This window comes from Stenotrophomonas sp. 86428_Sma (assembly GCF_056481585.1).
Genome location: NZ_CM151156.1, coordinates 311905 through 334665, shown reverse-complemented (window position 1 = coordinate 334665; position 22761 = coordinate 311905). Strand labels below are relative to the sequence as shown.

General features: G+C 67.8%; 23 protein-coding genes and 1 pseudogene. 14 read left to right on the top strand and 10 right to left on the bottom strand.

Annotation, left to right across the window (positions count from 1 at the left end):
- The first annotated feature begins 85 nt into the window (after nucleotides 1-85).
- The gene (locus ACZK3J_RS01470; RefSeq protein ID WP_005411992.1) at nucleotides 86-553 is read left to right on the top strand and encodes a YehS family protein; all 468 of its coding nucleotides are present in this window, start codon (nucleotides 86-88) and stop codon (nucleotides 551-553) included.
- Here ACZK3J_RS01470 and ACZK3J_RS01465 read toward each other — a convergent pair.
- On the bottom strand, nucleotides 522-1409 hold the full coding sequence (locus tag ACZK3J_RS01465) for a LysR family transcriptional regulator (protein ID WP_478476318.1): 888 nt from the start codon (nucleotides 1407-1409) through the stop codon (nucleotides 522-524). The two genes, ACZK3J_RS01470 and ACZK3J_RS01465, sit on opposite strands and share 32 nt — an antisense overlap.
- Before the next feature lie 143 nt (nucleotides 1410-1552).
- On the opposite strand from ACZK3J_RS01465, the gene ACZK3J_RS01460 reads away from it, so the two are divergent.
- Entirely contained in the window at nucleotides 1553-2701 is a 1149-nt protein-coding gene (locus tag ACZK3J_RS01460; protein WP_478476956.1) for an MFS transporter, read from the top strand.
- Here the strand turns inward: ACZK3J_RS01460 and ACZK3J_RS01455 are convergent.
- The gene (locus ACZK3J_RS01455) at nucleotides 2698-3396 is read right to left on the bottom strand and encodes a TorF family putative porin (RefSeq protein WP_478476954.1); all 699 of its coding nucleotides are present in this window, start codon (nucleotides 3394-3396) and stop codon (nucleotides 2698-2700) included. The genes ACZK3J_RS01460 and ACZK3J_RS01455 overlap by 4 nt on opposite strands.
- A 178-nt stretch (nucleotides 3397-3574) precedes the next feature.
- Here ACZK3J_RS01455 and ACZK3J_RS01450 point away from each other — a divergent pair, with 178 nt between their 5' ends.
- Nucleotides 3575-3964: a DUF6165 family protein gene (locus tag ACZK3J_RS01450; RefSeq protein ID WP_032130333.1), complete on the top strand. Its 390-nt coding sequence runs from the start codon at nucleotides 3575-3577 to the stop codon at nucleotides 3962-3964.
- 7 nt (nucleotides 3965-3971) lie between these two features.
- Here the strand turns inward: ACZK3J_RS01450 and ACZK3J_RS01445 are convergent, their stop codons facing one another.
- Nucleotides 3972-4643 (bottom strand): response regulator transcription factor, encoded by a 672-nt coding sequence (locus tag ACZK3J_RS01445; protein ID WP_049398097.1) that lies wholly within the window; start codon nucleotides 4641-4643, stop codon nucleotides 3972-3974.
- A gap of 190 nt (nucleotides 4644-4833) precedes the next feature.
- Nucleotides 4834-5406: an OmpO family porin gene (locus ACZK3J_RS01440; RefSeq protein WP_032130335.1), complete on the bottom strand. Its 573-nt coding sequence runs from the start codon at nucleotides 5404-5406 to the stop codon at nucleotides 4834-4836.
- A 210-nt stretch (nucleotides 5407-5616) separates the two neighbouring features.
- Here ACZK3J_RS01440 and ACZK3J_RS01435 point away from each other — a divergent pair.
- A pseudogene (locus tag ACZK3J_RS01435) lies at nucleotides 5617-8018 on the top strand (S9 family peptidase).
- Between the two features lie 91 nt (nucleotides 8019-8109).
- On the top strand, nucleotides 8110-8469 hold the full coding sequence (locus tag ACZK3J_RS01430) for a DUF1428 domain-containing protein (RefSeq protein ID WP_049455507.1): 360 nt from the start codon (nucleotides 8110-8112) through the stop codon (nucleotides 8467-8469).
- A 15-nt stretch (nucleotides 8470-8484) separates the two neighbouring features.
- On the opposite strand, the gene ACZK3J_RS01425 is transcribed toward ACZK3J_RS01430, so the two are convergent.
- Together ACZK3J_RS01425 and ACZK3J_RS01420 are read right to left on the bottom strand one after the other, a co-directional pair.
- A complete protein-coding gene (locus ACZK3J_RS01425; protein WP_071229376.1) occupies nucleotides 8485-9180 on the bottom strand; it encodes a hypothetical protein in 696 nt (231 codons plus the stop codon).
- A gap of 108 nt (nucleotides 9181-9288) precedes the next feature.
- Nucleotides 9289-10182, bottom strand: coding sequence for a histone (locus ACZK3J_RS01420; protein ID WP_478476317.1), 894 nt, complete (start codon nucleotides 10180-10182; stop codon nucleotides 9289-9291).
- 491 nt (nucleotides 10183-10673) lie between these two features.
- Between ACZK3J_RS01420 and ACZK3J_RS01415 the strand changes: the two genes are divergently transcribed.
- The 9 genes from ACZK3J_RS01415 (at nucleotide 10674) to ACZK3J_RS01375 (ending at nucleotide 18582) form a co-directional block, all read left to right on the top strand.
- Nucleotides 10674-12107, top strand: a complete 1434-nt coding sequence (locus ACZK3J_RS01415; protein ID WP_049421476.1) for a Do family serine endopeptidase — start codon at nucleotides 10674-10676, stop codon at nucleotides 12105-12107.
- Between the two features lie 101 nt (nucleotides 12108-12208).
- Nucleotides 12209-12574, top strand: a complete 366-nt coding sequence (locus tag ACZK3J_RS01410) for a hypothetical protein (RefSeq protein WP_032128158.1) — start codon at nucleotides 12209-12211, stop codon at nucleotides 12572-12574.
- Nucleotides 12575-12582: 8 nt separating this feature from the next.
- Nucleotides 12583-13053, top strand: a complete 471-nt coding sequence (locus ACZK3J_RS01405) for a phage holin family protein (RefSeq protein ID WP_049398102.1) — start codon at nucleotides 12583-12585, stop codon at nucleotides 13051-13053.
- Nucleotides 13050-13511 (top strand): protein sip-5, encoded by a 462-nt coding sequence (locus ACZK3J_RS01400; RefSeq protein ID WP_293794230.1) that lies wholly within the window; start codon nucleotides 13050-13052, stop codon nucleotides 13509-13511. The genes ACZK3J_RS01405 and ACZK3J_RS01400 overlap by 4 nt, the downstream gene beginning before the upstream one ends.
- Nucleotides 13512-13578: 67 nt before the next feature.
- The gene (locus ACZK3J_RS01395; RefSeq protein WP_478476316.1) at nucleotides 13579-14688 is read left to right on the top strand and encodes an AI-2E family transporter; all 1110 of its coding nucleotides are present in this window, start codon (nucleotides 13579-13581) and stop codon (nucleotides 14686-14688) included.
- Between the two features lie 31 nt (nucleotides 14689-14719).
- On the top strand, nucleotides 14720-15439 hold the full coding sequence (locus tag ACZK3J_RS01390; RefSeq protein WP_049398104.1) for an HAD family hydrolase: 720 nt from the start codon (nucleotides 14720-14722) through the stop codon (nucleotides 15437-15439).
- A gap of 3 nt (nucleotides 15440-15442) precedes the next feature.
- Nucleotides 15443-16810, top strand: a complete 1368-nt coding sequence (locus tag ACZK3J_RS01385; RefSeq protein ID WP_049398105.1) for a leucyl aminopeptidase family protein — start codon at nucleotides 15443-15445, stop codon at nucleotides 16808-16810.
- A gap of 135 nt (nucleotides 16811-16945) precedes the next feature.
- Nucleotides 16946-18049 (top strand): catalase family peroxidase, encoded by a 1104-nt coding sequence (locus tag ACZK3J_RS01380; RefSeq protein WP_478476315.1) that lies wholly within the window; start codon nucleotides 16946-16948, stop codon nucleotides 18047-18049.
- Nucleotides 18046-18582, top strand: a complete 537-nt coding sequence (locus ACZK3J_RS01375) for a cytochrome b (RefSeq protein WP_478476314.1) — start codon at nucleotides 18046-18048, stop codon at nucleotides 18580-18582. Before ACZK3J_RS01380 ends, ACZK3J_RS01375 begins: the two co-directional genes overlap by 4 nt.
- A gap of 625 nt (nucleotides 18583-19207) precedes the next feature.
- On the opposite strand, the gene ACZK3J_RS01370 is transcribed toward ACZK3J_RS01375, so the two are convergent.
- From ACZK3J_RS01370 to ACZK3J_RS01355, 4 genes are read right to left on the bottom strand one after another with little or no spacing between them, the layout of a single operon-like run.
- Nucleotides 19208-19810: a response regulator transcription factor gene (locus ACZK3J_RS01370; RefSeq protein ID WP_414577803.1), complete on the bottom strand. Its 603-nt coding sequence runs from the start codon at nucleotides 19808-19810 to the stop codon at nucleotides 19208-19210.
- Complete coding sequence (locus ACZK3J_RS01365; RefSeq protein WP_478476313.1) at nucleotides 19807-21021, bottom strand: sensor histidine kinase; 1215 nt, start codon at nucleotides 21019-21021, stop codon at nucleotides 19807-19809. Before ACZK3J_RS01365 ends, ACZK3J_RS01370 begins: the two co-directional genes overlap by 4 nt.
- A gap of 6 nt (nucleotides 21022-21027) precedes the next feature.
- The gene (locus tag ACZK3J_RS01360) at nucleotides 21028-21804 is read right to left on the bottom strand and encodes an ABC transporter permease (RefSeq protein ID WP_180838486.1); all 777 of its coding nucleotides are present in this window, start codon (nucleotides 21802-21804) and stop codon (nucleotides 21028-21030) included.
- The gene (locus ACZK3J_RS01355) at nucleotides 21801-22697 is read right to left on the bottom strand and encodes an ABC transporter ATP-binding protein (RefSeq protein WP_478476312.1); all 897 of its coding nucleotides are present in this window, start codon (nucleotides 22695-22697) and stop codon (nucleotides 21801-21803) included. The genes ACZK3J_RS01360 and ACZK3J_RS01355 overlap by 4 nt, the downstream gene beginning before the upstream one ends.
- Nucleotides 22698-22761: the final 64 nt, after the last annotated feature.

Below are 22761 nucleotides of genomic sequence, written 5' to 3'. Positions count from 1 at the left end.
ATTCTGGCACCGTCGGCCGGGGGTTGCGTTGCCTGATCGGCCAGATCCGGCCCCACCTGTCGGGGTGACCGGTACAATTGGGCCCATGATCAACAACGATGTCCTGCGCAGCGTGCGCTACTCCCTGGACCTGGGCGACCACCACGTGGTGACCCTGTGCCAGATGGCCGACCCGGCCTTCGCCGTGGATCCGGAACAGGTGAAGGCCTGGCTGCGCCGCGAGGACGAAGCCGGTTTCGAGGCGATGAGCGACAGCGCGCTGGCGCACTTCCTCGACGGCCTGATCGTGCACCTGCGCGGTCGCGACGAAAGCCAGCCGCAGCGTGCGGTGGAAACCCGCATCGACAACAACCTGGTGCTGAAGAAGCTGCGCGTGGCGTTCCAGCTGCGCGACGTCGATCTGATGGAGATCTTCGCCAGCGCCGGTTTCAACGTCTCCAAGTCGGAAGTGGGCGCCTTGTTCCGCCAGCCCGGGCACACCAACTACCGGCGCTGCCTGGACCAGATGCTGCGCAATTTCCTCAAGGGCCTGAGCCTGCGCCTGCGCGGCTGAGCACGGCCTCGACGAACGCCCGCGCCGCCGGTGTCGGCAGTCGCTGCCAGACCAGGTGCACGCGGCGGGTCGGGGTCGGCTGCAGCGGAATCTGTACCACCCCCTGGAACCCGTCGGCGATCAACGCTGGCACGATGCCAACCGCCAGCCCATGGCGGACGAAGCGCTCGATCAGTTCCATCAGATTGACCTCGAAGCGCACCGTGTGCGGCAGGCCAGCGGCAGCGAAGGCATCGTCGGTCTGCCGCCGCGCACCGGTGCCGCGCGGAAAGTCGACCAGCGCCTCGTCCTGCAGTTCGGTCAATGGCAGCCGCTTGCGGCGGGCCAAGCGGTGTGACGGCGCCAGCACCGCCACCAGGTCTTCTTCCTGCAGCATCTGGTGGCAGACCCCGTCCAGCCCCGCCGACGGCGCCAATCCGACCAGCGCCACGTCCAGCTCTCGCGACTGCACCTGCGCGATCAGGTCCTCGCTCTTGTCGACCCGCAGCTGGAACTCCACCTGCGGGTGCGCCTGCTGGAAGGCCGCCAGCATCGCCACCACATCGATGTCGGTCAGCGAGGAGATCTGCCCGATCGCCAGCAGGCCACGCACCTCGCCACTGACCGCGGCCACGTCGGCACGCAGGTGGCGCAGGCTGGCCAGCACCTGGCGTGCATGCACCAGCAGCGCCTCGCCGGCGGCGGTGGCCCGCACCTGCCGCGGCAGGCGCTCGAACAGGGGCGTACCCAGTTCCTGCTCCAGGTAGGCAATCTGGTGGCTCAACGCGGACTGCACCACATGGCAGCGTTCCGCGGCGCGGGTGAAATTGCCCTCTTCGGCCAGGGCGACGGCAAACTCGAGCTGTTTGAGATTCATCCAACTATCTCGTTTCCAGATGGCATGGATGATGATGATTCATTTCCATCATGGCCGCAGCAGGCGGACACTGTGCATCCCGCTTTGTGGAATACCGCGTGAGTCCGTCCCTCCCCCCTCTGCACCGCTGGCAGGTGCTGCTGATGTCGGTGGCTACCGGCGTGGCCGTGGCCAGCAACTACTATGCGCAGCCACTGCTGCACACCATTGCCGATGCCTTCGGTGTGCCATTCGGCCAGGTCGGCATGGTGGTCACTGCCGCACAGCTGAGCTATGCCGCCGGACTGATCCTGCTGGTGCCGCTGGGAGACCTGTTCGAACGCCGCCGCCTGATCGTGGTGATGAGCCTGCTGTCGGCAGGCGGGCTGGTGATCAGTGCCTGTGCACCGTCGCTGACCTGGTTGCTGGTCGGCACCGCGATCACCGGCCTGTTCTCGGTGGTGGCGCAGGTACTGGTGCCGTTTGCGGCCACGCTGGCCGCGCCGGAACATCGTGGCCGCGTGGTCGGCACATTGATGAGTGGCCTGCTGCTGGGCATCCTGCTGGCGCGCACCGTGGCCGGCCTGCTTTCCAGCCTGGGCGACTGGCGCCTGGTGTATGCGATCGCCGCCGGCACCCTGGTGCTGACCGCGCTGGCGCTGCAGCGCGGCCTGCCGCGATTCCACCACAGCGCCGGCCTCGGCTATTTCGCATTGCTGCGCTCGATCGGCGTGCTGTTCGTGCAGGAGCCGGTGCTGCGCCAGCGCACCCTGCTGGGCGCCTGCAGCTTCGCCATGTTCGCGATCTTCTGGACGCCGCTGGCGTTCCTGCTGGCACAACCGCCCTACGCCTACAGCGATGCCACCATCGGCCTGTTCGGGCTGGTCGGCGCCGCCGGTACGCTGGCGGCCGGCCTGGCCGGGCGCATGTCCGATCGTGGCCAGACCGGACGTGCCACTGCCATTGCACTGCTGCTGTTGCTGCTGTCGTGGCTGCCGCTGGGGCTGTCCGCACACTCGCTGCTGGCATTGCTGGTGGGCGTGGTGGTACTGGACCTGGCCGCGCAGCTGTTGCACGTCAGCAACCAGAACCTGATCTACGCACTGCAACCGGCGGCACGCAACCGCCTCAATGCCGGCTACATGACCGGCTATTTCATCGGCGGTTCGCTGGGTTCGCTGCTGTCGGCGCAGGTCTACCAGCGCTTCGGCTGGACCGGCGTCTGCGTGGCCGGTGCTGCGGTGGCCATGCTGGCCCTGCTGCTGTGGCTGCCCGGCGCGCTGCGCGCGCGCCAGGCTTCGGTGACTGACTAGAAGCTGCCCTGCAGCGCCAGCTCCCAGCGTCCGCCGGCATTGCCCGGAAACAGCCGCTTCGCTGCGTTGTCGGTGTCATGCACGGTGGCGCGCAGTTCCCATGCCGGGGTCAGCGAGGCGATGGCACTGAGCTGGCCATGCAGGTAATCAGGCCCCTGTGCGGTGGCCAGCCAGTACTGGCCTACCGCCGCTTCGAGGCGGAACCGTTCGTGCAACGGCACCCGCACACCCAGCTGGGCGTAGGTGCCGCGATGGCCGCCCGCCAGCGCGTTGTTGGAATGCGCCAGCTGCAGCCAGGCGCGCTGCTTCCAGGTCAGGGTGGTATTGAGCTCGGTCCAGTCCAGCGCGCGGCCGGTGCCCGGGTACACGTAGCGGGTCAGGTTGGCATCCAGTGCCCAGTCCGGTGCCAGTGCACCACTCCAACCGGCCACCAGGTCGAACTCGCTGCGCGCGCCGTTGTCCGGCTTGAACGATACGTTGGACCCCCACACGCTGGCGTACCAGCCCGATGGGATCGAGACCTTCGCGCCGGCCTGCACCGCCGGGTCGCCGTCGCTCTGCGAGCTGCCGCGCCACACGTAATCGCTGGTCAATGCGGCACTGCCACTCACCTGCACCTGCGCCTGGGCGGTGCCGATGCCGAGCAGCCCTGCCAGGGCGGCCACCACTGCCGCCATCATCCCCTTGCTGTTCACTGCACTGTGTTCCTCGTCGAAGGCGGTCACGCCGCCGGGACCGCAGTGTCGAGGCGGTGGCCGTAACGGATCGAGGGTGCTGCCGGGCCCGTGGCGCAAATTCGGCGTAAATCCCGCGGACCGGGGCCACATGCCAGCAGCGCGGTATCATGGCGCCCTGTTTCCAGGAACCAACCGCGTGGACGCCATCCTGACTCCGGTATCGATCGGCGAGCTGATCGACAAGATCACCATTCTCGAGATCAAGGCCGAGCGCATCGACGATGCCGCCAAGCTGAGCAACGTGCGCACCGAGCTGGACGGCCTGCTGCCGTTGCTGCAGCTGCAGCTGCAGGCTCAGCCGGCGCTGGCCGTGCTGAAGCAGCAGCTGAAGGCGATCAACGAGCGCATGTGGGACATCCAGGACCAGCTGCGCGACAAGGAAGCTGCCCAGGTGTTCGACGATGCCTTCATCCAGTTGGCGCGTGGTGTCTATGGCACCAATGGCGAGCGCGTGCAGGTGAAGAACGAGATCAACCGCGTGGCCGGTTCGGCCCTGGTGGAAGAAAAGCAGTACCAGGGCGAGTAACGCCACCTCAATCAGCGTCGATCAGATGGCGGAAGCGGAACAGCTCGCCATCGTTGCGGATACCCAGCTTGCGGTACGCCGCTCGCTTCTGCGTGCTGATGGTGCTGGCTGCACGCCCACTGCGGCGTGCCATCTCGCCGGTGCTGCAACCACGCAGCACCCACTGCAGGACGGTGCGCTCGCGGGTACTCAACCGTGGTGAACGCATGGACTGCTGGCGCTGCCGACGGGACTGGTTCAACTGTGCACGCAGCTCCGGCGGCACGAAGCGCCCGCCACGGGCAACCACGCTCACTGCCCGCAGCAGCATCTGCGGCGCGCAGGCCTTGGACAGGAATCCGCGCGCACCGGCCTGCAGGGCCAAGGACACGACACCCGCGTTGCAGTGTGCGGACAGCACCAGGATCGGCACTGCCGGCCAGTGGCGTGATAGGTGCCGCAGCAGTTCCAGGCCTTCGCCGCTGTCACCGATCGGCAAGGCGTCGACCAGCAGCAGATCGATCGCGGCCGCCTGCTGCTGCAGGCGCTGCAGCAGATCACCGCTGCGGCCGTAGCTTCCATCGACCTGCAGGCCCGCCTGCCGGGCCAGGACTTCCTGCACGCCATGCCGCAACAGCGGGTGTGGATCCAGCAGCAAGAGGCGGCAGGGAGAATCGCGGGGCGACGGAAACGTGGGCATCGTTGCATTCCTGCAGAACAGGCCACTCACCCTAGGGCGCAGCCGACGCCTGCGGAATCCAATTCGTTGCAATGCCGCCCTTCCGCCGCGACACGGTCAGGTAGCGTTTGCCCAGCCGGAAACGCAACAGGCCCGGCATGGGCCGGGCCTGTCGAGGCATCTTCGGCGCGCAGGCGCGCCGAGGAAGCAATTACCAGCTGAAGCGCGGGCCGACGGTGTATTCCTTGTCGCCGTCGCGGTTCATCTTCAGCTCGCCGTTCAGGCCCCAGTTCTGGTTCAGCTTGACCTGACCACCCAGGCGGCCGTACCACTGGCCTTCCGGATTGATGCCGTGCTTCTTCGAGAAATCTTCGTAGCCGACCATGCCGTAGACTTCGGCGTGGGCACCGAAGGCGGTGCGGATACCGGCTTCAGCGCTGTAGCCATTGAAGTCCAGGCCGTGCTTCTGGTCGCGCTTCTGGTAGGCAACGCGGGCAACAAAGTCGGTGGTCGGAGCGATTTCAACGTTGTAGCCGGCGCCGATCTTCCACTGGTCCAGCTTGATGTTGGTGTGGTCGATTTCCTGGCGGCTGTACTCACCGAAAGCGTGGAAGTTCGGCAGGAAGCCGTACGAACCCTTCACGCCCCAGCCGTCGGCCTTGAACGCGTCGATGTCGGTCTTGGCGTAGTCGGCTTCGGCGTAGTTGTACGACAGGTTCTCAGCAGCCGAGGCGGTGAACGGCAGGGCAGCGGCCAGGGCCAGAGCAATCAGCGAATTCTTCATGGGGGTACACCTTTACTTTCTTATGGTGTGCAGCAGCGCCAGGGCGCCATCGCATCGGGAATGTAAATTCTCCGTTATTCGCCACAACGCTCCCTGAAAACAGCGGTCTTCGCATTGCTGAATTTTTTGCCTTGATTCAGGCTGTCTCTGGCATACGCGCGCGGCGCGCGTGCATTTGTGATTCGTCGTCGATTGCAACAGGAGGTTGCCTTGTACGTTTCCGATCCGCCGCTGGTGCCTGTTCGCGCCGCGCTCCTGGCATGCGCTGCCCTGTTCCCGATCCACGCTGCGCACGCACTGCAGGCCGCTGACTACCAGCGCGCCGAACGCGTGCATGACAGTCACCTTCGCGGTGCGCTGCGCAATGCTTCGGTGCTGCCCCACTGGCTGGCCGATGGGCGCTTCTGGTACGAACGCGAAACCACGCAGGGCCGGCGCCAGGCGGTACTGGTCGATCCAGTCCAGGCCACACGCCAGATCCTGTTCGAACCCGATGCGCTGGACGCTGCGGTTGCACCTCTCGGCGCCAGCGGACCACGCCTGCGCTTGAACAACGTGCAGGTACTGGATGGAGGCCTGCGCCTGCAGTTCAACGGCGAGGCGGCGATCAGCTGTCAATGGCCACGCCTGCAGTGCGTGCCTTCGCAGGACGCAGCGCCAGCGGCCGATGCACTGCCATCGCCCGGCGGTGATGCCTGGCTGCAGGTACGCGATCACAACCTGTGGCTGCACTCGCCCGGAACGGCAGCACGAGCGCTGACCAGCGGCGGTGAATCCAATCATGGCTATGGCGTGCTGCCGGACTTCACCCTGCGCGGCATTCCCCGCCGCCAGGGCCGGATGCCGACGCGGCCGTTCGCGGTCGGCTGGTCACCGGATGGCCGCTACGTGGCCGGCATCCGCTACGACGAACGCGCGCTGCAGGACTACCCCTATCTGGAAAGCAGCCCGGCCAACAGCGCGCGGCCGCGCGTGCATACGGTGAAGCTGGGGCTGCTGGGTGACACCCGGCAGGTGCGCGACAGCCTGTATGTGGTCGACACCCGCAACGGCCAGCAGCATGACATCGCCTTGCCGGAAGGCTGGAACACCCTCAGCGAAGCCGGCGTACTCGGCTGGGACGGCGACCGGTTGTATGCCGTGATCGCGCACTTCGGCGCACCGCGCAGGCTGCGCCTGGTGGAGATCGATGCCAACAGCGGCGCGTTGCGCACGGTTCTGGAAGAGGCCAGCGACACCCGCCTGCAGCTCAACGTGTATTCCTACAACCGGCCAGCGGTGGCCATCCTGCCCGGCCAGGACGCGGCGGTGTGGTTCTCGCAGCGCGATGGCTGGGGCCATCTGTACCGGGTCCGCCTGTCCGACGGCAAGGTGCTGCGCCAGCTCACCCGCGGCCAATGGGCGGTGCGCGACCTGCTGGGCGTAGATGCGGCAGGTGGCTGGGCGTACTTCAGCGCCGGCGGCGTCCACGGTGGCGACCCCTACGTGCGCGGCCTGTACCGGGTATCGCTGCAGGGGGGACCGGTCCAGCGCCTGGCCGCCGATGGCAACGACCATCTGGCCGATGCCGGCACCGGTGCGTTGTTCGGCGGGCGCGCCCCCCAGGCGCTGTCGCCTGGCGGTGGCTACTGGTGGATACCGTTTCCCGTCTCGACCAGCCACCACGCACCGTGCTGCGGGCCAGCGATGACGGCCGTGAAGTGATGGTGCTGGAAACAGCCGATAACAGCGCGATCGTTGCTGCCGGCTGGCGCCCCCCACGGCGCGAGCGGCTGCTGGCCGCCGATGGGCGAACGCCGATCTTCGCCACCGTCTACCTGCCCCGCGACTATCGCGACGACGGCCGCTTTCCGGTGATCGACGCGATGTACGGTGGCTCCTTCGTCAGCAATGCGCCGGTGACCTACGCCGAGGCGGTGTCCGCCTTGAATCCGGTGTCACGCGCCAGCCTGGCCGAACTGGGCTTCGTGGTGGTTAGCGTCGACGCGCGCGGCACCGGTGGCCGCGACAAGGCGTTCCATGACAGCAGCTTCCTGCACGGGGCAGATGTGCAGCTGGATGACCATGTGGCTGCGCTGCGCCAGCTGGGCGAACGCTACCGGGGCATCGACCTGCAGCGGGTCGGCATCTACGGGCATTCGTTCGGTGGTTACAGTGCAGCGCGCGCCCTGCTGCGCTATCCGGCGTTCTACAAGGTGGGCGTGGCCTCGGCCGGCAGCCACAATTTCCAGGGCATGTACGGCGGTGCATTGCACGGCATGGACCGGCTGTTCGGTGGCGTGCTGCCGCCAACACCCCTGGCCGATGGCGTGCCGGCGCCCTTTGCCGGACTCGACAATGCAGCGTTGGCCGGCAGCCTGCGTGGGCATCTGATGCTGGTCTATGGCGAACTGGACGAGAACGCGCCGCCGGCGCTGACCCTGCAGCTGGCCGCCGTCCTGAACAAGGCCCAGCGCAGCTACGACCTGCTGTACCTGGCCCGGCAGGACCACGAACTGTTCCGCAACGACGCCACCTACACGCACCGCATGTGGGACTACTTCGTGCGCCACCTGGCCGGCCAGCAGTCACCGGAGACGGTGCTGGCGCCGCTGCCCGGTGGTCCGGGCTGAACGGGCGCACACAGGATGTCGATCCACGGCGCCCTGGTTCGTCGGGTACTTGAAGGCCGTGCATGCGGCACGGTCCATCCGGAGGCAGGCAATGAGCTACATCGATGGTTTCGTCCTTGCGGTGCCCACCGCCAACAAGGAGAAGTTCCTCGCCCATGCACGCACAGGCGATCCCGTTTTCATCGAGTACGGCGCGCTGCGCGTGGTCGAGTGCTGGGGCGATGATGTACCGCACGGCAAGACCACCGACTTCTTCGGCGCGGTGAAAGCCACGCCAGATGAGACGGTCGTATTTTCCTGGATCGAATGGCCGGACAAGCCGACCCGCGACGCCGGCATGAAGAAGATGATGGAAGACCCGCGGTTTGATCCGGCGAAGAATCCGATGCCGTTCGACGGCGCGCGGATGATCTACGGTGGGTTCGTGCCGCTCTACGAACTGACGCGCTGAATCCGGCGGACGTGCTCAGCGCGCGTCCGTCTCATCGCTGGCGGAGGCATGGCCGGCGCCCAGTGCGGCGCCGGCGCCGAGGCCCATGCCGCCCATTCCGGCCCCCATTCCGCCACCGCCGCCGCCACCGCCACCACCCGCACGACCGCCCTTGGCATCGCCATCGTTGCGGCCCTTGCCACCGCCACTGGCAGCGGGCCGGGTCGGGCCCTGCGGTGGAATCTGCAGGTCGGTCGGGATGGGGGCCAGATCCAGCGCTTCGCGCACGAAGTCGCGCAGCGAGACCACCAGTTCGTGGAGGTGCACCGGCCGCCCCTGTGCCAGTTCGTTGGCCGCACGCGCGGCCAGCCGCACCTGCTCGTCGGTGCCCAGCAACAGGATGTCCGACAGTGCCGCTTCAACCGCATCGCGGATACGGCGCGCGCGATCCGAGCGGGGTTCGGCGATGCCTTCGGCATTTTCGCGCTGGCGCAGGTCGCGGCGATGGCTGGGATCCACGCCCAGTTCGCCAGTGAAGGAACCACCCAAGGTCTTGTAGGCCGCCATCAGCGTGCGCAGCCGTTCGTTGATCTGCCGGTTCTCGCGCTCGCGGCGCTGTTGCAGGGTCTGCATCACCAGCAGGCGGATGCCCACGCCCAGCAGGGTGATCAGGACCAGGCCGGCCAACGTGGACAGCACGCCCTGCCAGGAACTGAAGTCGATACCACGCATGCCCCGGGGCTCCTGCAGGAAGAACCTGCATCTTGCCCCAGACCGTGCCCCAGAAACGCGAAAGGCCCCACCACCCGTTGGGTGGCAGGGCCTTCGGTCACGGCGCGATTACTTGCGCTTGGCGACCTTGCGCACGGCCTTCTTGGCCGGAGCCTTCTTGGCGGCGACCTTCTTCAGCGGCGCAGCCTTCTTGGCGACCGACTTGCGGGTGGCGGCAACCTTCTTGCCCACCGCCTTCTTGGCAACGGCGGTCTTCTTGCCGACAACCTTCTTGGCAGCAGCGGTCTTCTTGCCGACGGCCTTCTTGGCGACAGCAGCCTTCTTGCCGACAACCTTCTTGGCGGCCGCGGTCTTCCTGGTGGCGACCTTCTTGGTAGCGGCAACCTTCTTGCCGACAACCTTCTTCGCAGCCACGGCCTTCTTGCCAGCGACCTTCTTGGCGGCGACGGTCTTCTTGGCCACGGCCTTCTTGGCGGTGGCGACCTTCTTGCCGACAACCTTCTTGGCGGCCGCGGTCTTCTTGGCAACGGTCTTCTTCGCGACGGCGGCCTTCTTGGTGGCAGCCTTCTTCACGGTAGCGACCTTCTTGCCAGCAGCCTTGGTGGCAGCCTTGGTGGTCTTCTTGGCAGCGGCGGCCTTCTTGGTCACGGCCTTGCCTGCAGCCGCCTTCTTCTTGGCCACTTCCTTCTTCAGGGCAGCGGCTTCGGCCTTGGCGTTCTTCTTGGCGACTTCCAGCTTCTTCTTGGCGTTGGCAACAGTCTTGCCGACCGACTTGGCAGCCTTCTCGGCCTTCTTGGCAACGGTCTTCTCGACCTTGGCCACGGCCTTCTTGGCCTTGGCAACGCGGGTGCCGGCAGCCTTGGTGGCGCGCTTGACGGTCTTCTTGACCGACTTCACTGCGTCTTCGGCAGCGTGGGCGATGGTCTCGCCAACGTTGGTGGCGGTTTCTTTGACGTTCTCGACGGCGTCGGTCACGACCGACACACCATTACCGTTGCTCATGTTGCCCTCCTGCGGGCCTTAAGTATCAAAACGGGGCGATGCTATACCGACATTGACGATCGTGGAACGGGGCATGCGCCCGCAATCGCATCTGCTGCGACGGTAATGGTGTAGCCCAGCACCCTCTCGAGCACAGTGGGTTGACAGGAAACCCCTTTTTTTCAGTGCTGCGCCGCACGGTGCGGGTAGCGGCAGGTGCTGCCTGCGCGCACCTGCCCGAGTGCTGCGAAAGGCATGCGATATGGCGCATCGCGGCACCAGGATGCGCAGAACTGCGCAAGTATCAGCCTGTATCCACACGCGCTTCGGCAGACGTCGGCACATTGCGAAGCACGCCCGACGTTGTCGCCACCGCCCCACAGATGGCGACGCCGACCCGCGTTCCGGGCGCCCGGTTTTCATGGCGCATTTATCCAGATCGCGACACACTCATTCAGCTTGTTTTACCGTAGGGCCGAACCGCCCCCACCCACGCCAGCGAACCGACTCCCATGCGACCGCTTCCCACCCTGCTCACGCTCGCAATCGCCGCCGCCTTCGGTGGCTTCGTTGCCACCGGCATCAATGCCCACCTGGACAACCGCGCCGACGCCGCGCCGCTGCCTGCGGTACTGCCGACCACGGCGGCATTGCCGGCCTCGGTGGCCGGACAGGCGGTGCCGTCGCTGGCACCGATGCTGGAGAAGGCGATGCCGGCCGTGGTCAGCGTCAACACCAAGCAGGTGGTGCGCGTGCGCAACCCCTTCTTCAACGACCCGTTCTTCCGCCGCCTGTTCCCGGACATCCCGCAGGAGCGCATCAACGAATCGCTGGGCTCGGGCGTGATCATCGACGCCAAGGAGGGCCTGGTGCTGACCAACCACCACGTCATCGACAACGCCGATGACGTGCAGGTGACACTGGCCGACGGGCGCACGGTCAAGGCCGAGTTCCTCGGTTCGGACCGCGATACCGACATCGCGCTGATCCGCATCCCGGCGCAGAACCTGACCGACATCAAGCTCGGCAACAGCGACCAGCTTCGGGTCGGTGACTTCGTGGTGGCCATCGGCAACCCGTTCGGCTTCAGCCAGACGGTCACCTCCGGCATCGTCTCGGCGGTGGGCCGCAGCGGCATCCGCGGGCTGGGCTACCAGAACTTCATCCAGACCGATGCGTCGATCAACCCGGGCAACTCCGGTGGCGCGCTGGTCGACCTGCAGGGCCAGCTGGTCGGCATCAATACCGCCAGCTTCAACCCGCAGGGCAGCATGGCCGGCAACATCGGCCTGGGCCTGGCGATCCCCTCCAACCTGGCGCGCAGCGTGGTCGACCAGCTGGTCAAGCACGGCGTAGTGGTGCGCGGCACGCTGGGCGTGGAGAGCCAGAACCTGACCGCGCAGATCGCGCAGGGCCTGGGCCTGGGCGAAACGCGGGGTGCGCTGATCACCCGCGTGCTGGCCGGTTCGGCCGCTGCGACCGCCGGCCTGAAGCCGGGCGACGTGGTGGTTTCGGCCAACGGCCAGCGCGTGGACAGCGCAGAAGCCCTGCACAACGTGGAAGGCCTGGCGGCGGTCGGCAGCACGCTGACGCTGGACGTGCGCCGCGAGGGCAAGCCGCTGCAGATCAAGGCAACCTTGAAGGAACAGGCGCGCGCGGTCACCGGCGAGAGCCTGGACCCGCGCCTGACCGGGGCCACCTTCGTCGACCTGCCCGAGTCGCTGCGCCAGTCCGGTGTCGGTGGCGTGCTGGTCAGCGAGGTCAAGCGCGGCAGCCGCGCGGCCACCAACGGCCTGCAGCAGGGCGACATCATCACCGATGCCACCGTGGGCGAATTCGCCGACCTGGCCAGCTGGCGCGCCAACTTCCAGCAGCGCCCGCCGACCCTGGTGATACGCGTGCTGCGCAACAATGGCCAGCAGCAGGGCCAGCTCGTGATGCGCTGATCGCCCTGCCGTAACACCCCCTATACCCCGGCAATGCTATTGCTGTCAGTCCAGGTCGGCACCGCCGACTCCCATTCCCCCATCGCAACAGGAGTGATTCGATGAGCCCCACCAATACCGAGAACCTGAAGGAACACCTGGGTGAAGCCGGTTCCCACCTGAAGCAGGCCGCGTCGGCCGCCGGCGGTGCGATCAAGGGTGCAACCGGCGCAGCCGGCGACGAACTGCGCATCGGCAAGGCCAACGTCAAGGCTGAACTGTCCGACAGCGCGCTGTCCGGCCTGGCCGCCGCCGAGTTTGGTGGTGCAGCCGCCAAGGAACAGGTCGACGCACTGATGGACAAGGGCAAGGACCTGATCGACAGCGCCGCTGAGCTGATCCGTGAACGTCCGCTGGCCTCGTTCGGTGTCGCCTTCGCTGCCGGCTGGATCATCGCCAAGCTGGCCCGCGGCAGCAGCGACAAGTAAGCCGCGGCGTGAGCGAAGACAACGCGCAAGCGCCTGATCCGGCGGCTACCCCGCCGCTGGATGAGAGCATCCGCCAAGTCGGCGCGGCCGGTCGTGCCGCTGCCGATTCTGCCAAGCACACGCTGCGCTCGCTGCGCCGGTTGGCCTCGGCCGACTTCGCGCTGGCGCGTAGTGCATTCGGTCGCGCGCTGGCCTGGGCCGGCGTGGCGATCGTGTTCGGTGCCTCGGCCTGGCTGCTGATGGCCGCCACCCTCATCGCCCTGCTGCAGAGCTGGGGCCTGAGCTGGCTGCAGGCGCTGCTGATCACCTCGCTGCTGAGCCTGGCCGTCACCGGTTATGCGATCTGGCGGGTGTCCTACTTCTTCCACCACACCGGCATGCACGCTACCCGGCGCCAGCTGTCACGCCTGGGCCTGTTCGACGAACCCAGCGAAGACGATCCCGATGCCGAGGTGCAGCTGCCCGAGGGCAAGCCATGAAGTTCGGCGCGCTGCAACGGCGGGTGAAACGCTGCGAACAGGTGGTGACCGTGCGCCTGGGCGAAACCCAGGACCACTGGTCCACGCTCAGCGACGTCTGGCGAAAGGGCTGGTCGCCGCTGCGCATCGTGGTGGTCGGCTTGGCCGGTGGCTTCATCGCCGGCAAGCTGGAAGTGCCGGGCAAGGTCAACGGTGCCCGCTGGCTGCAGATGGTGGGTTCGGTCTCGAACCTGTTCGCCAGTGCACAGGCGGCGTTCGCCACGGCGATGGCGGCGCAGGCCGCAGCCACTGCCGACGACGCGGCTGAGGAAGCCGACGAAGCCAGCGAACAGGCACAGGCGGCGGCCTCCGCTGCCGAGCCACGGCCGGCACCGGCTCCACGCTCCGTGCCGGAGCCAGAGCCGGACCCGCGCGGACCGCATCCGGCCGAAGCGGCCACCGAGCTGTCCGAACGTTGATCCATGGAATCCGCCGCGCCGATCGCGGCCGGCGGATAATGCGCTCCCCTTCCCGGTTGGTGCGTCGATGAGCGAGTCCCTCCTGTCCCCGTCACCGGCCGGCCCCGAACAGCCCGACGCCCCGTTGCCGCCACCGTCGCGTCCACGCGGACCGATGTCGCTGGTGGTGCTGGCGACCCTGGCGGTGGGCTACACGCTGTGGGCGGCACAGGACATCATCCTGCCGGTGCTGCTGGCGATGTTCTTCGCACTGGTCGGCAATCCGATCCTGCGCCTGCTGCAGAAGCTGTGGATTCCGCGTGCGCTGGGCGCTCTGCTGATCCTCGGCGCGGGCCTGGGCGTGACCGGTTCGCTGGCGGTGCAGTTGATCGGCCCGGCAATGGAATGGGCACAGGAAGCACCGCAGCAGCTGCGCAAGATCGCCCGCCAGGTGCAGGACCTGACCAAGCCGGTGCAGCAGGCCAACCAGGCCGCGGAGAACTTCGCCCGTGTTGCCGGTGGCGACAGCAACCGCAAGGTGCAGGTGATCCGCGCCCAGCTCGATGACCCGTACCGCATGTTGACCCGTGCGCCGCGGCTGGCCGCCTCGGTGCTGGCGGTGGTGCTGCTGACCCTGTTCTTCATGATCTACGGGCAGAGCCTGCAACGCGCGGCGATCGCCTTGTTCCCGAACCGTCAGCAGCAGCGCTTCACCAGTGACATCCTGCGTTCGATCGAGCGCGAGGTGTCGCGCTATGTGCTGACAATCAGCGTGATCAACACCTTGGTCGGGCTGGTGTTCGCCGGCGTGCTGATGCTGCTCGGCATCGGCCTGCAGGAAGCGTTGCTGTGGGGCACGGTGGCCGCACTGCTGAATTTCGCTCCGTATGTGGGTCCGTTGATCGGCGTGGCGCTGATGCTGCTGATGGGCTCCGTGGAATTCCGCGACCCGCTGCAGGCCCTGCTGCCCGCCGCCGCCTACCTGGGCCTGCACACCCTGGAAGGGCAGATGGTGACCCCGATCGTGCTGGGCCGTCGCATGAAACTGTCGCCACTGGTGCTGATCCTTGCGCTGATGGTGTTCGGCTGGGCCTGGGGCATGATCGGGCTGCTGCTGGCGGTGCCGCTGCTGGTCTGCATCAAGCTGGTGCTGGCGCGGCTGGACGGGATGCAGGGCTGGGCGCGTCTGCTGGAATGAAAGCCCGCGCGGGCAGGGGTAGAATGGCGGGGTGAATTTCCCCGTCCAAGCCATCACCCTCGACCTTGACGACACGCTGTGGCCGTTCGCTCCGATCGGCGCCCGCATCGACCTGGTCCTGCACGAGTGGATGCGTGAGCACAGCCCCGCCACGGCCGAGATGTATCCGGTGGCGGCGATGCGCGAACTGCGCGAGCGCCTGTACCACGCCCATCCGCACCTCCATCACGACCTGAGCGCACTGCGCCGGCTGACCCTGCACGAAGCGCTGCACACCAGTGGTGCCAGCCTGGATCTGCTGGAGCCGGCGTATGACGTGTTCTTCGCCGCGCGCAACCAGGTCGAGTGCTACCCCGATGCGATCGACGCACTGGCGCGGATTGCCGCGCGGGTGCCGGTGGCGGCGCTGAGCAACGGCAATGCCGATCTGGAGCGGATCGGCCTGGCCCATCATTTCGCCTTCCAGCTGGGCGCGCGCGAACACGGCGCGGCCAAGCCGGAGGCGAGCATCTTCCACGCCGCCTGCACCCGCCTGGGTGTTGCGCCGGCACAGGTACTGCACGTCGGCGACCACGCCGAAATGGACGTGGCCGGGGCGATCGCCGCCGGCCTGCGCGGCTGCTGGATCAACCGCGAAGCAGCCACCTGGACCCATCCGCAGCTGCAGCCGGACCTGCAGTTCGACACCCTCACCGGCCTGGCCGACTGGTTGGATGCCAACCTCGACGCTGCCGCACCCCGGAGTACCTGACGCATGAGCGAGATCACTGGTTTCACTGCCGACACCGCCGCAGCACTGCCGCTGTACGTGCTGGACCGCGAGCAGTTCGCGTCCTGGAAGGACGGCCAGCCAGCCGCCACCCAGGCATGGCTGGCGTCGCAGGGCTTCACCGCCGGTGCCTTCACCACGGCGTTGCTGCCCGGCGCCGATGGCCTGGCCGGTGCGGTGATCGGCGTGGGTGATCGTGGCGATGCCTACAGCTACTCGCATGCCCCGCATGCCCTGCCGGAAGGCAGCGTGTGGCAGCTGGCCAGCGAACTGCCGGCCGCCGAACTGGCGCTGCTGCAGCTGGGCTGGGGCCTGGGCAGCTACCGCTTCGATCGCTACCGCAAGCGCCACCGTGCACCGGCACGCCTGGTAGCTGAGCCGACCGGCGAAGTGGCCGACCTGATCGCCGCCAGCCTGCGCGTGCGCGACTGGGTTAACACCCCGACCGAAGACATGGGTCCGCAGCAGCTGGAAGACGCCGCGCGCGCGCTGGCCGATGCGCACGGTGCGCAGGTCGAGGCGATCACCGGCGATGAACTGCTGAAGCAGAACTTCCCGGCCATCCATGCCGTCGGCCGCGCCTCGCACCGCGCTCCGCGCCTGGTCGTGCTGCGCTGGGGCAAGGACACCGATCCGGCACTGGTGCTGGTCGGCAAGGGCGTGTGCTTCGATACCGGCGGCCTGGACATCAAACCGGCCGACGGCATGCGCAACATGAAGAAGGACATGGGCGGTGCCGCGCATGCACTGGCCCTGGCCGGCCTGGTGATGGCGCGCGGCCTGCCGGTGCGCCTGACCCTGCTGGTGCCGGCGGTGGAAAACGCGATCGGCCCCGATGCCTTCCGCCCGGGCGAAGTGATCGCCACCCGCAAGGGCCTGAGCGTGGAGATCGACAACACCGACGCCGAAGGCCGCGTGATCCTGTGCGATGCGCTGACCTTCGCCAGCGAACAGAAGCCGGACCTGGTACTGGACTTCGCCACCCTTACCGGCGCCGCGCGCATTGCGCTGGGCCCGGACCTTCCGGCGCTCTTCAGCAACGACGACAGCGTGGCGCAGCAGTGGCTGCAGGCCGGCGACGCGACCCGCGACCCGGTCTGGCGCATGCCGCTGTGGCGCCCCTACCTGCGTTACCTGAGCAGCGGCATCGCCGACCTGGCCAACGCCGGTTCGCGCATGGCCGGCTCGGTCACCGCCGCGCTGTACCTGGAACGCTTCCTGGAAGACGGCCAGCGCTGGGCGCATCTGGACGTGTATGCCTGGAACGACGGCGAACGCCCGGGCCGGCCGGCTGGCGGTGAAGCACTGGCGCTGCGTTCGGCGTGGGCGATGCTGAAGCAGCGCTACAGCTGATCGGGTGGGTGCCGACCTTGGTCGGCACGCCGTCCCCGGCAAACTTGACGAAAAATTGAATACCGGGCCTGGAAGGGTTCTGCGAGGATGTGTGGGTCGACCACCCACACGCTCCGTGAAGGCAGGACTCCGACCATGTCGCTCTTCCGCTACACCCGCGTCGGCCAGACACCGGGCGCGCCGCGCAAGCATTCCCCCCTGCTCTGGATCGCACTGATCGCACTCATTCTGGGTGCGGTGGCGCTGGCCTTCGCCTGGTTGGCCGGCTGGATTGGCGGCCGCCTGACCGCGCAGCGCTTCACCGACACCATCGAGGCCACCGGCCCGGCCCATCCGGGCTTCCGCCGTGCGCACAGCAAGGGCGTGTGTGTAAGCGGTTGGTTCGAACCCAGTGCGCAGGCCCCCACCCTGTCCAGCGCCCGCGTGTTCTCGCAGCGCCGCGTGCCGGTGATGGGTCGCCTGTCGATCGGCGGCGGCGACCCCTACGGCGCCGACAACACCGCACGCGTACGCAGCCTCGCGGTACAGATGGTCAGCGATGATGGCCAGGAATGGCGCATGGCGATGAACAGCTTCCCGTTCTTCGCCGTGCCCAACGCCGAGGCGTTCTACGCGCAGACGCGCGCCTCCATCCCGGACCCGGCCACCGGCAAGCCAGACCCGCAGAAAATGGCCGCGGTGCTGGCGAAATACCCCAGTGCACAAGCGTTCCAGCAGTGGGCCAAGTCTGCGCCGTGGACCAGCAGCTGGGCTGACACCACCTTCAACAGCGTCAACAGCTTCTGGTTCACCAACGCGCAGGGCCAGAAACGCGCGGTGCGCTGGCGCTGGCAGCCGCAGGCGCCGGTGGTCGAGATGGATGCGGAAACGCGCAAGAACGCCAGCGTCGATTTCCTCAGCCAGGAACTGCAGCAGCGCCTGGCCAGCGGCCCGGTGCGCTGGAACCTGGTCGTGACCACCGCCGAGCCCGGCGATGCCATCGATGATCCGTCGGTACCGTGGCCCGAATCGCGTGATCAGGTGGTGGCCGGCGTACTCAGCCTGGACCGCATGCAGTCGCAGGAACAGGGCGCGTGCGGCCAGATCAACTTCGATCCGCTGATCCTGCCCAGTGGCGTGCGTGGCAGTGACGATCCGATCCTGGCGGCCCGCTCCGCCGTGTACTCGCAGTCCTTCAACCGCCGCGAACGCGAGCGCGCCACCGGCAACGTCGAGCAACCGAAGGAGGCCGCACGATGAGCACCGGCAACGGCCACTTCAACCTGCTCGCGCGCGTGCTGCACTGGTCCATGGCGCTGATGATCATCACCATGCTGTTCATCGGCGTGACCATGGTCGCCTCGCTGCACTTGCGGCCGATGCTGATCGACCTGCACCGTCCGCTGGGCATCGCCATCGGCGTACTGGTGCTGTTGCGCCTGTACAACCGGCTGCGCCATCACCCGCCACCGCTGCCGGCGGATCTTCCCGTATGGCAGGTGATGGCGGCCAAGGCCTCGCACTGGATGCTGTATGCACTGATGCTGGCGATGCCGCTGATCGGCTGGGCGATGCTGTCGGCCGGCGGTTACCCGATCGTGCTGTGGGGCGGCCTGCACCTGCCGCCGATCGTGCCGCACACCCCGGCGCTGTATGCCGCGTTGCGTAACGCGCACAGCCTGCTCGCGTATGTGTTGTTCGCCACGGTGCTGATGCACGTGGGTGCGGCGCTGTTCCACCTGTGGGTGCGGCGTGATGGGGTGTTCCAGGCGATGGCGCGCGGGAAGGATTGAAAGGGTTCGCCGGGTGTTCCCGGCGGATCGTTTCCGCGACCGCGGGGGGTGTCACTTTTCTTTTCGCGCGAAAAGAAAAGTAACCAAAAGAAACGCGCCGCCAGAGCGCGAGCCGGTGCTGCGCACCGGTGCCCTGTGCTTCTCGGTGAATCAGGGGACGGCGCCGAACTCGCTGCGCTCAAACACCGGCGCCTCTTCGCCCCTGATTCCCCTGCGATGCTCGGCTCGCTCAAGGCGGACCCAGATCAAAGACCGCAGCTGCACCCAGTAGATCCACGCCATGCGTGGATGCCTTTGCCGTTGATCTTGACCTTCCAGTCCGCCTTGAGCGAGCCGAGCACCGCAGGTCCGGCGAGGGCGAAGAGGTGCGGGTGTCTGAGCGCAGCGAGTTCCCGCACCGTCCCTCGACGGACCGAGGAGCGCAGGGCACCGGCGTGCGAAGCGCGCCGGCTCGCGGCCGGCGGAGCGTTTCTTTGGTTACTTTCTTGATGGCGCACATCCATGTGCGCCACCCTGCGGGCCGGCTACGCCGTTCCACGCTGCTCCTGCAGCGTGGTGCACGAGCAAAGAAAGTGACACCCCCCGCGGTCGCGGAAATGACATCACCGGGGAAGGCAGGCCGCCCCTACAACCACCCCTTTTGCCGCGCCAGCCGGTACGCCTCGATCCGATTTGCCACACCCAGCTTGCCGATGCACTCGGACAGGTAATTGCGCACCGTACCGTGCGACAACCCCAGCTGCTCGGCGATCTCACTGGCGGTGCGGCCCTCGCCCGCCAGCCGCAGCACGCGGCGTTCGCGGTCGGTCAGCGGGTCGGCCTGCGACCACGCATCCAGTGCCAGCTGCGGGTCGATCGCGCGGATGCCCTGCTTCACCTTGCGCAGGGCGTCGGCCAGGTTCTCGGCCGGTGCGTCCTTCAGCAGGTAGCCCAGCACGCCAGCTTCCAGCGCGCGGCGCAGGAAACCGGTGCGGGCGAAGGTGGTCACGATCACCACCTTGATCGGCAGTTCGTGGCGGGCGATGCGTTGCGCCAGCTCCAGCCCGCTCAGGCCCGGCATCTCGATGTCGGTCACGAGGATGTCCGGCTGCAGCTGCTGCAACATCCGCCAGGCGGCCTCGCCATCGGCTGCACTGCCCAGCACTTCGATGTCCGGCTCCAGGCCCAGCAGCGCCGACAGTGCGCCGCGCACCATGGCCTGGTCTTCGGCCAGCAGGATGCGGATCATGCGGCACCGTCCTGCGCCAACGACGTGGGCGACAGCGGCGTGGTCGCGGCCATCAACGGCACGCGTACCGTCAGCACGGTGCCCGCCCCGCGCGGCGACTGCAGCGTCAACTGGCCACCCAGTGCTGCGGCCCGCTCACGCATGCCACTCAACCCATTGCCCTCGGCCTGCACGCCGCCACGGCCGTCATCGCGTATCTGCATCGCCAACTGTCGTTCCTCAAGCATGAAATCCACCTGCACCCGGGTCGCCTGCGCATGGCGCACGATGTTGGTCGCCGCCTCGCGCAGCACCAACGCCAGCCCGCGCTCCACCTCCACCGGCATCGCAGGTGGCGCCGTGTACTGCAGATGTACCTGCTGGCATTCCAGCAGCAGGCGCGCCGATGCCAGCTCGCCAGCAAGGTCGCTGGCGCGGATGCCGGTCACTGCACTGCGCACCTGTGCCAGCGCTTCGCGTGCAATGTCCTCGGCCTCGCCGATCTCCTGCCGTGCACGCGCGTCATCGCGATCGTAGAGCTTGCGTGCCAGCTCCAGCTTCAGCGTGATCAGCGACAGCGTGTGCCCCAGCAGGTCGTGCAGGTCGCGGCCGATACGCTCGCGCTCGGCGGTGGTGGCCAGTCGCCGCACCTCGTCCTGCGACAGCTGCAGGGCAACGTCGCGCTGCTGGCTCAGGGCCTCCACGTTCACCACCAGCCCGACGATGAACGACACCGCCGGCATCCACACCATGGCCTGCCACGGATAGCCGAAGTACAGCGCGGTGCCGCAGAACAGCAGGTTCAGCGCGGTCAGCTGCAGCAGGTACGCCCACCAGCTGCTGCGCCCGCTCATGCGGATCATCACGCAGCCGAACACGAAGTAGCTCAGTCCCGAGGGGTACCAGGGCAGCAGTACCAGGGCCAGCACGATCATGCCCAGCGCATAGCGCCACCCATGGTGCCGTGGCGACAGCATCACCCTGGCATAGAGCAGCAGGAACAACGGATAGCTGAGCAGGGTCAGCAGCAGCCAGCGCAGCGTGAAGCCATTGCCCAGCACCGGGGTGAGGAAGATCCATACCGACCACAGCAGGTGGATCGCTCCGCTCCAGGGCGACTTGCCACGTCGCAGCAGCTCGGCCACCGCCGAATCCGGTGCGGGGCGCAGCAGGGACGCAAGCCAGCTCGACGACACGGGAGAATCCAGGCGGGGACGATCGCTGCCGATCATGCCAGTTCAGCCGATCCGGCGCAGGCGACGGCGCGCCAGCAGCAGCGCCACCACCGTGACCGCCAGCAGCACCAGCAGGTGGCCGGCGAGGCTGCCCACCGACGGCAGCCCGACCACCGGCAGCGCCAGCTGCGCCAGATGCCAGGTCGGCCACAGTGGGGCCATCGTCGAGAACAGCGTGGGCAGCACAGACAACGGCAGCCACAGGCCCGACAACAGGGCCAGCGGCAGGTAGACCAGATTGACCATCGCCGGTGCCGCGCTGGCACTGACATGGCTGCCGATCAGCAGGCCAATCGCCCCCAGCGGCAGCGCCGCCAGGCCCGCCACCGCCAGCAGCTGCACCATCTGAAACGCCTGCAGCTGCACGCCACCGAGCACGCGCGCGACGCCGATCAGCAGTAACGCCACCAGCAGCGCGAACATCACCGCCATCGCCAGCCGTGCCAGCAGCGGTGCCGCCGCCGGCATCGGCAGCGCGCGCTTGAGAGTCAGCAGGCCGCCTTCACGATCCAGCGCCAACTGCACGCCGAAGCCGAACAGGGCCGGGGCCATCGCGCCGAACACGCAGTAGGTGGCCAACAGGTACAACGGCGCATGACCGCGCCCCAGCAGCACGCCGAACAGCAGATAGAACAGCACCGGGAACAGCAACGAGGGCACCGCGAACGCCGGCGTGCGCCAGGCGCGGCGCAGTTCGGCCATCAGCTCGGCGCGGTACGGACGTAGTGCCTGTCGCCATGCAGGCAGCGGCAATCCGGTGGTACGGACAAGGGTGTTCATGCGGCCTCCCGGGTCATGTCGAGGAAGGCGTCGGCCAGCGCCGCGCCCTGTACTTCCAGTTCGCGCAGCTGCGCATCGGCGGCCAGCAGGCGCGCCACCACAGGCTCGGCCGGGCTCGCCAGCAGCTGCAGGTGCTCGCCGTCGCGCTGCACCTCCTGCACGCCCGGCCACTGCTGCACGTCCGCAATGGGCAACCCGCTGCGGCAGCGGATGCGGCGCGGCCGATCGGCCAGGCGCAGCTCGCTCAGCGGCGCGTCGGCCAGGACCCGGCCCTGCTCCAGCACCACCACCTGCTGCGCCAGCGCTTCGGCTTCCTCCAGGTAATGGGTGGTCAGCAGCACACCACAGCCTTCGGCCACCAGCTGCCGGATCGCCTGCCACATCGCCTGCCGCGCCTGGATGTCCAGGCCGGTGGTGGGCTCGTCCAGGAACAGCACGCGCGGGCGGCCACACAGCGCGATGGCGAACTGCACGGCGCGCTGCTGGCCACCTGACAGCTGGCCGTAGCGGCGGCGCGCGAGCGCCTGCAGGCCAGCTCGCTGCAGCACCTCCTGCAACGGCATCGGGTCGGGATAGCAGGCGCTGGCCTGCGCCACCAGTTCGTCCACCTGCAGCATCGGCGGCAGGCTGGTGCTCTGCAGCATCACGCCCAGGCCGAGACGGCTGGTCCGCTGCTGCGGGTCGCCGCCGAGCAGTTCGACCTGCCCGCCATCGGCGCGGCGCAGGCCCAACAACACGCTGATCGCGGTACTCTTGCCGGCACCGTTGCGGCCCAGCAGCGCCAGCACCTGGCCAGCGCGGACCTGCAGGTCGATGCCATGCAGGGCGGTATGGTCGCGGTAACGCACCTGCACCTGCTGCAGGCGGGCCAGCGACGGGGCGATCGGATCCATGGGCGGTACCGGTAGCGGGGACGTTGCCATCCTGTGCCGCCGTGGTCACGTTTCGCAGTTGCCG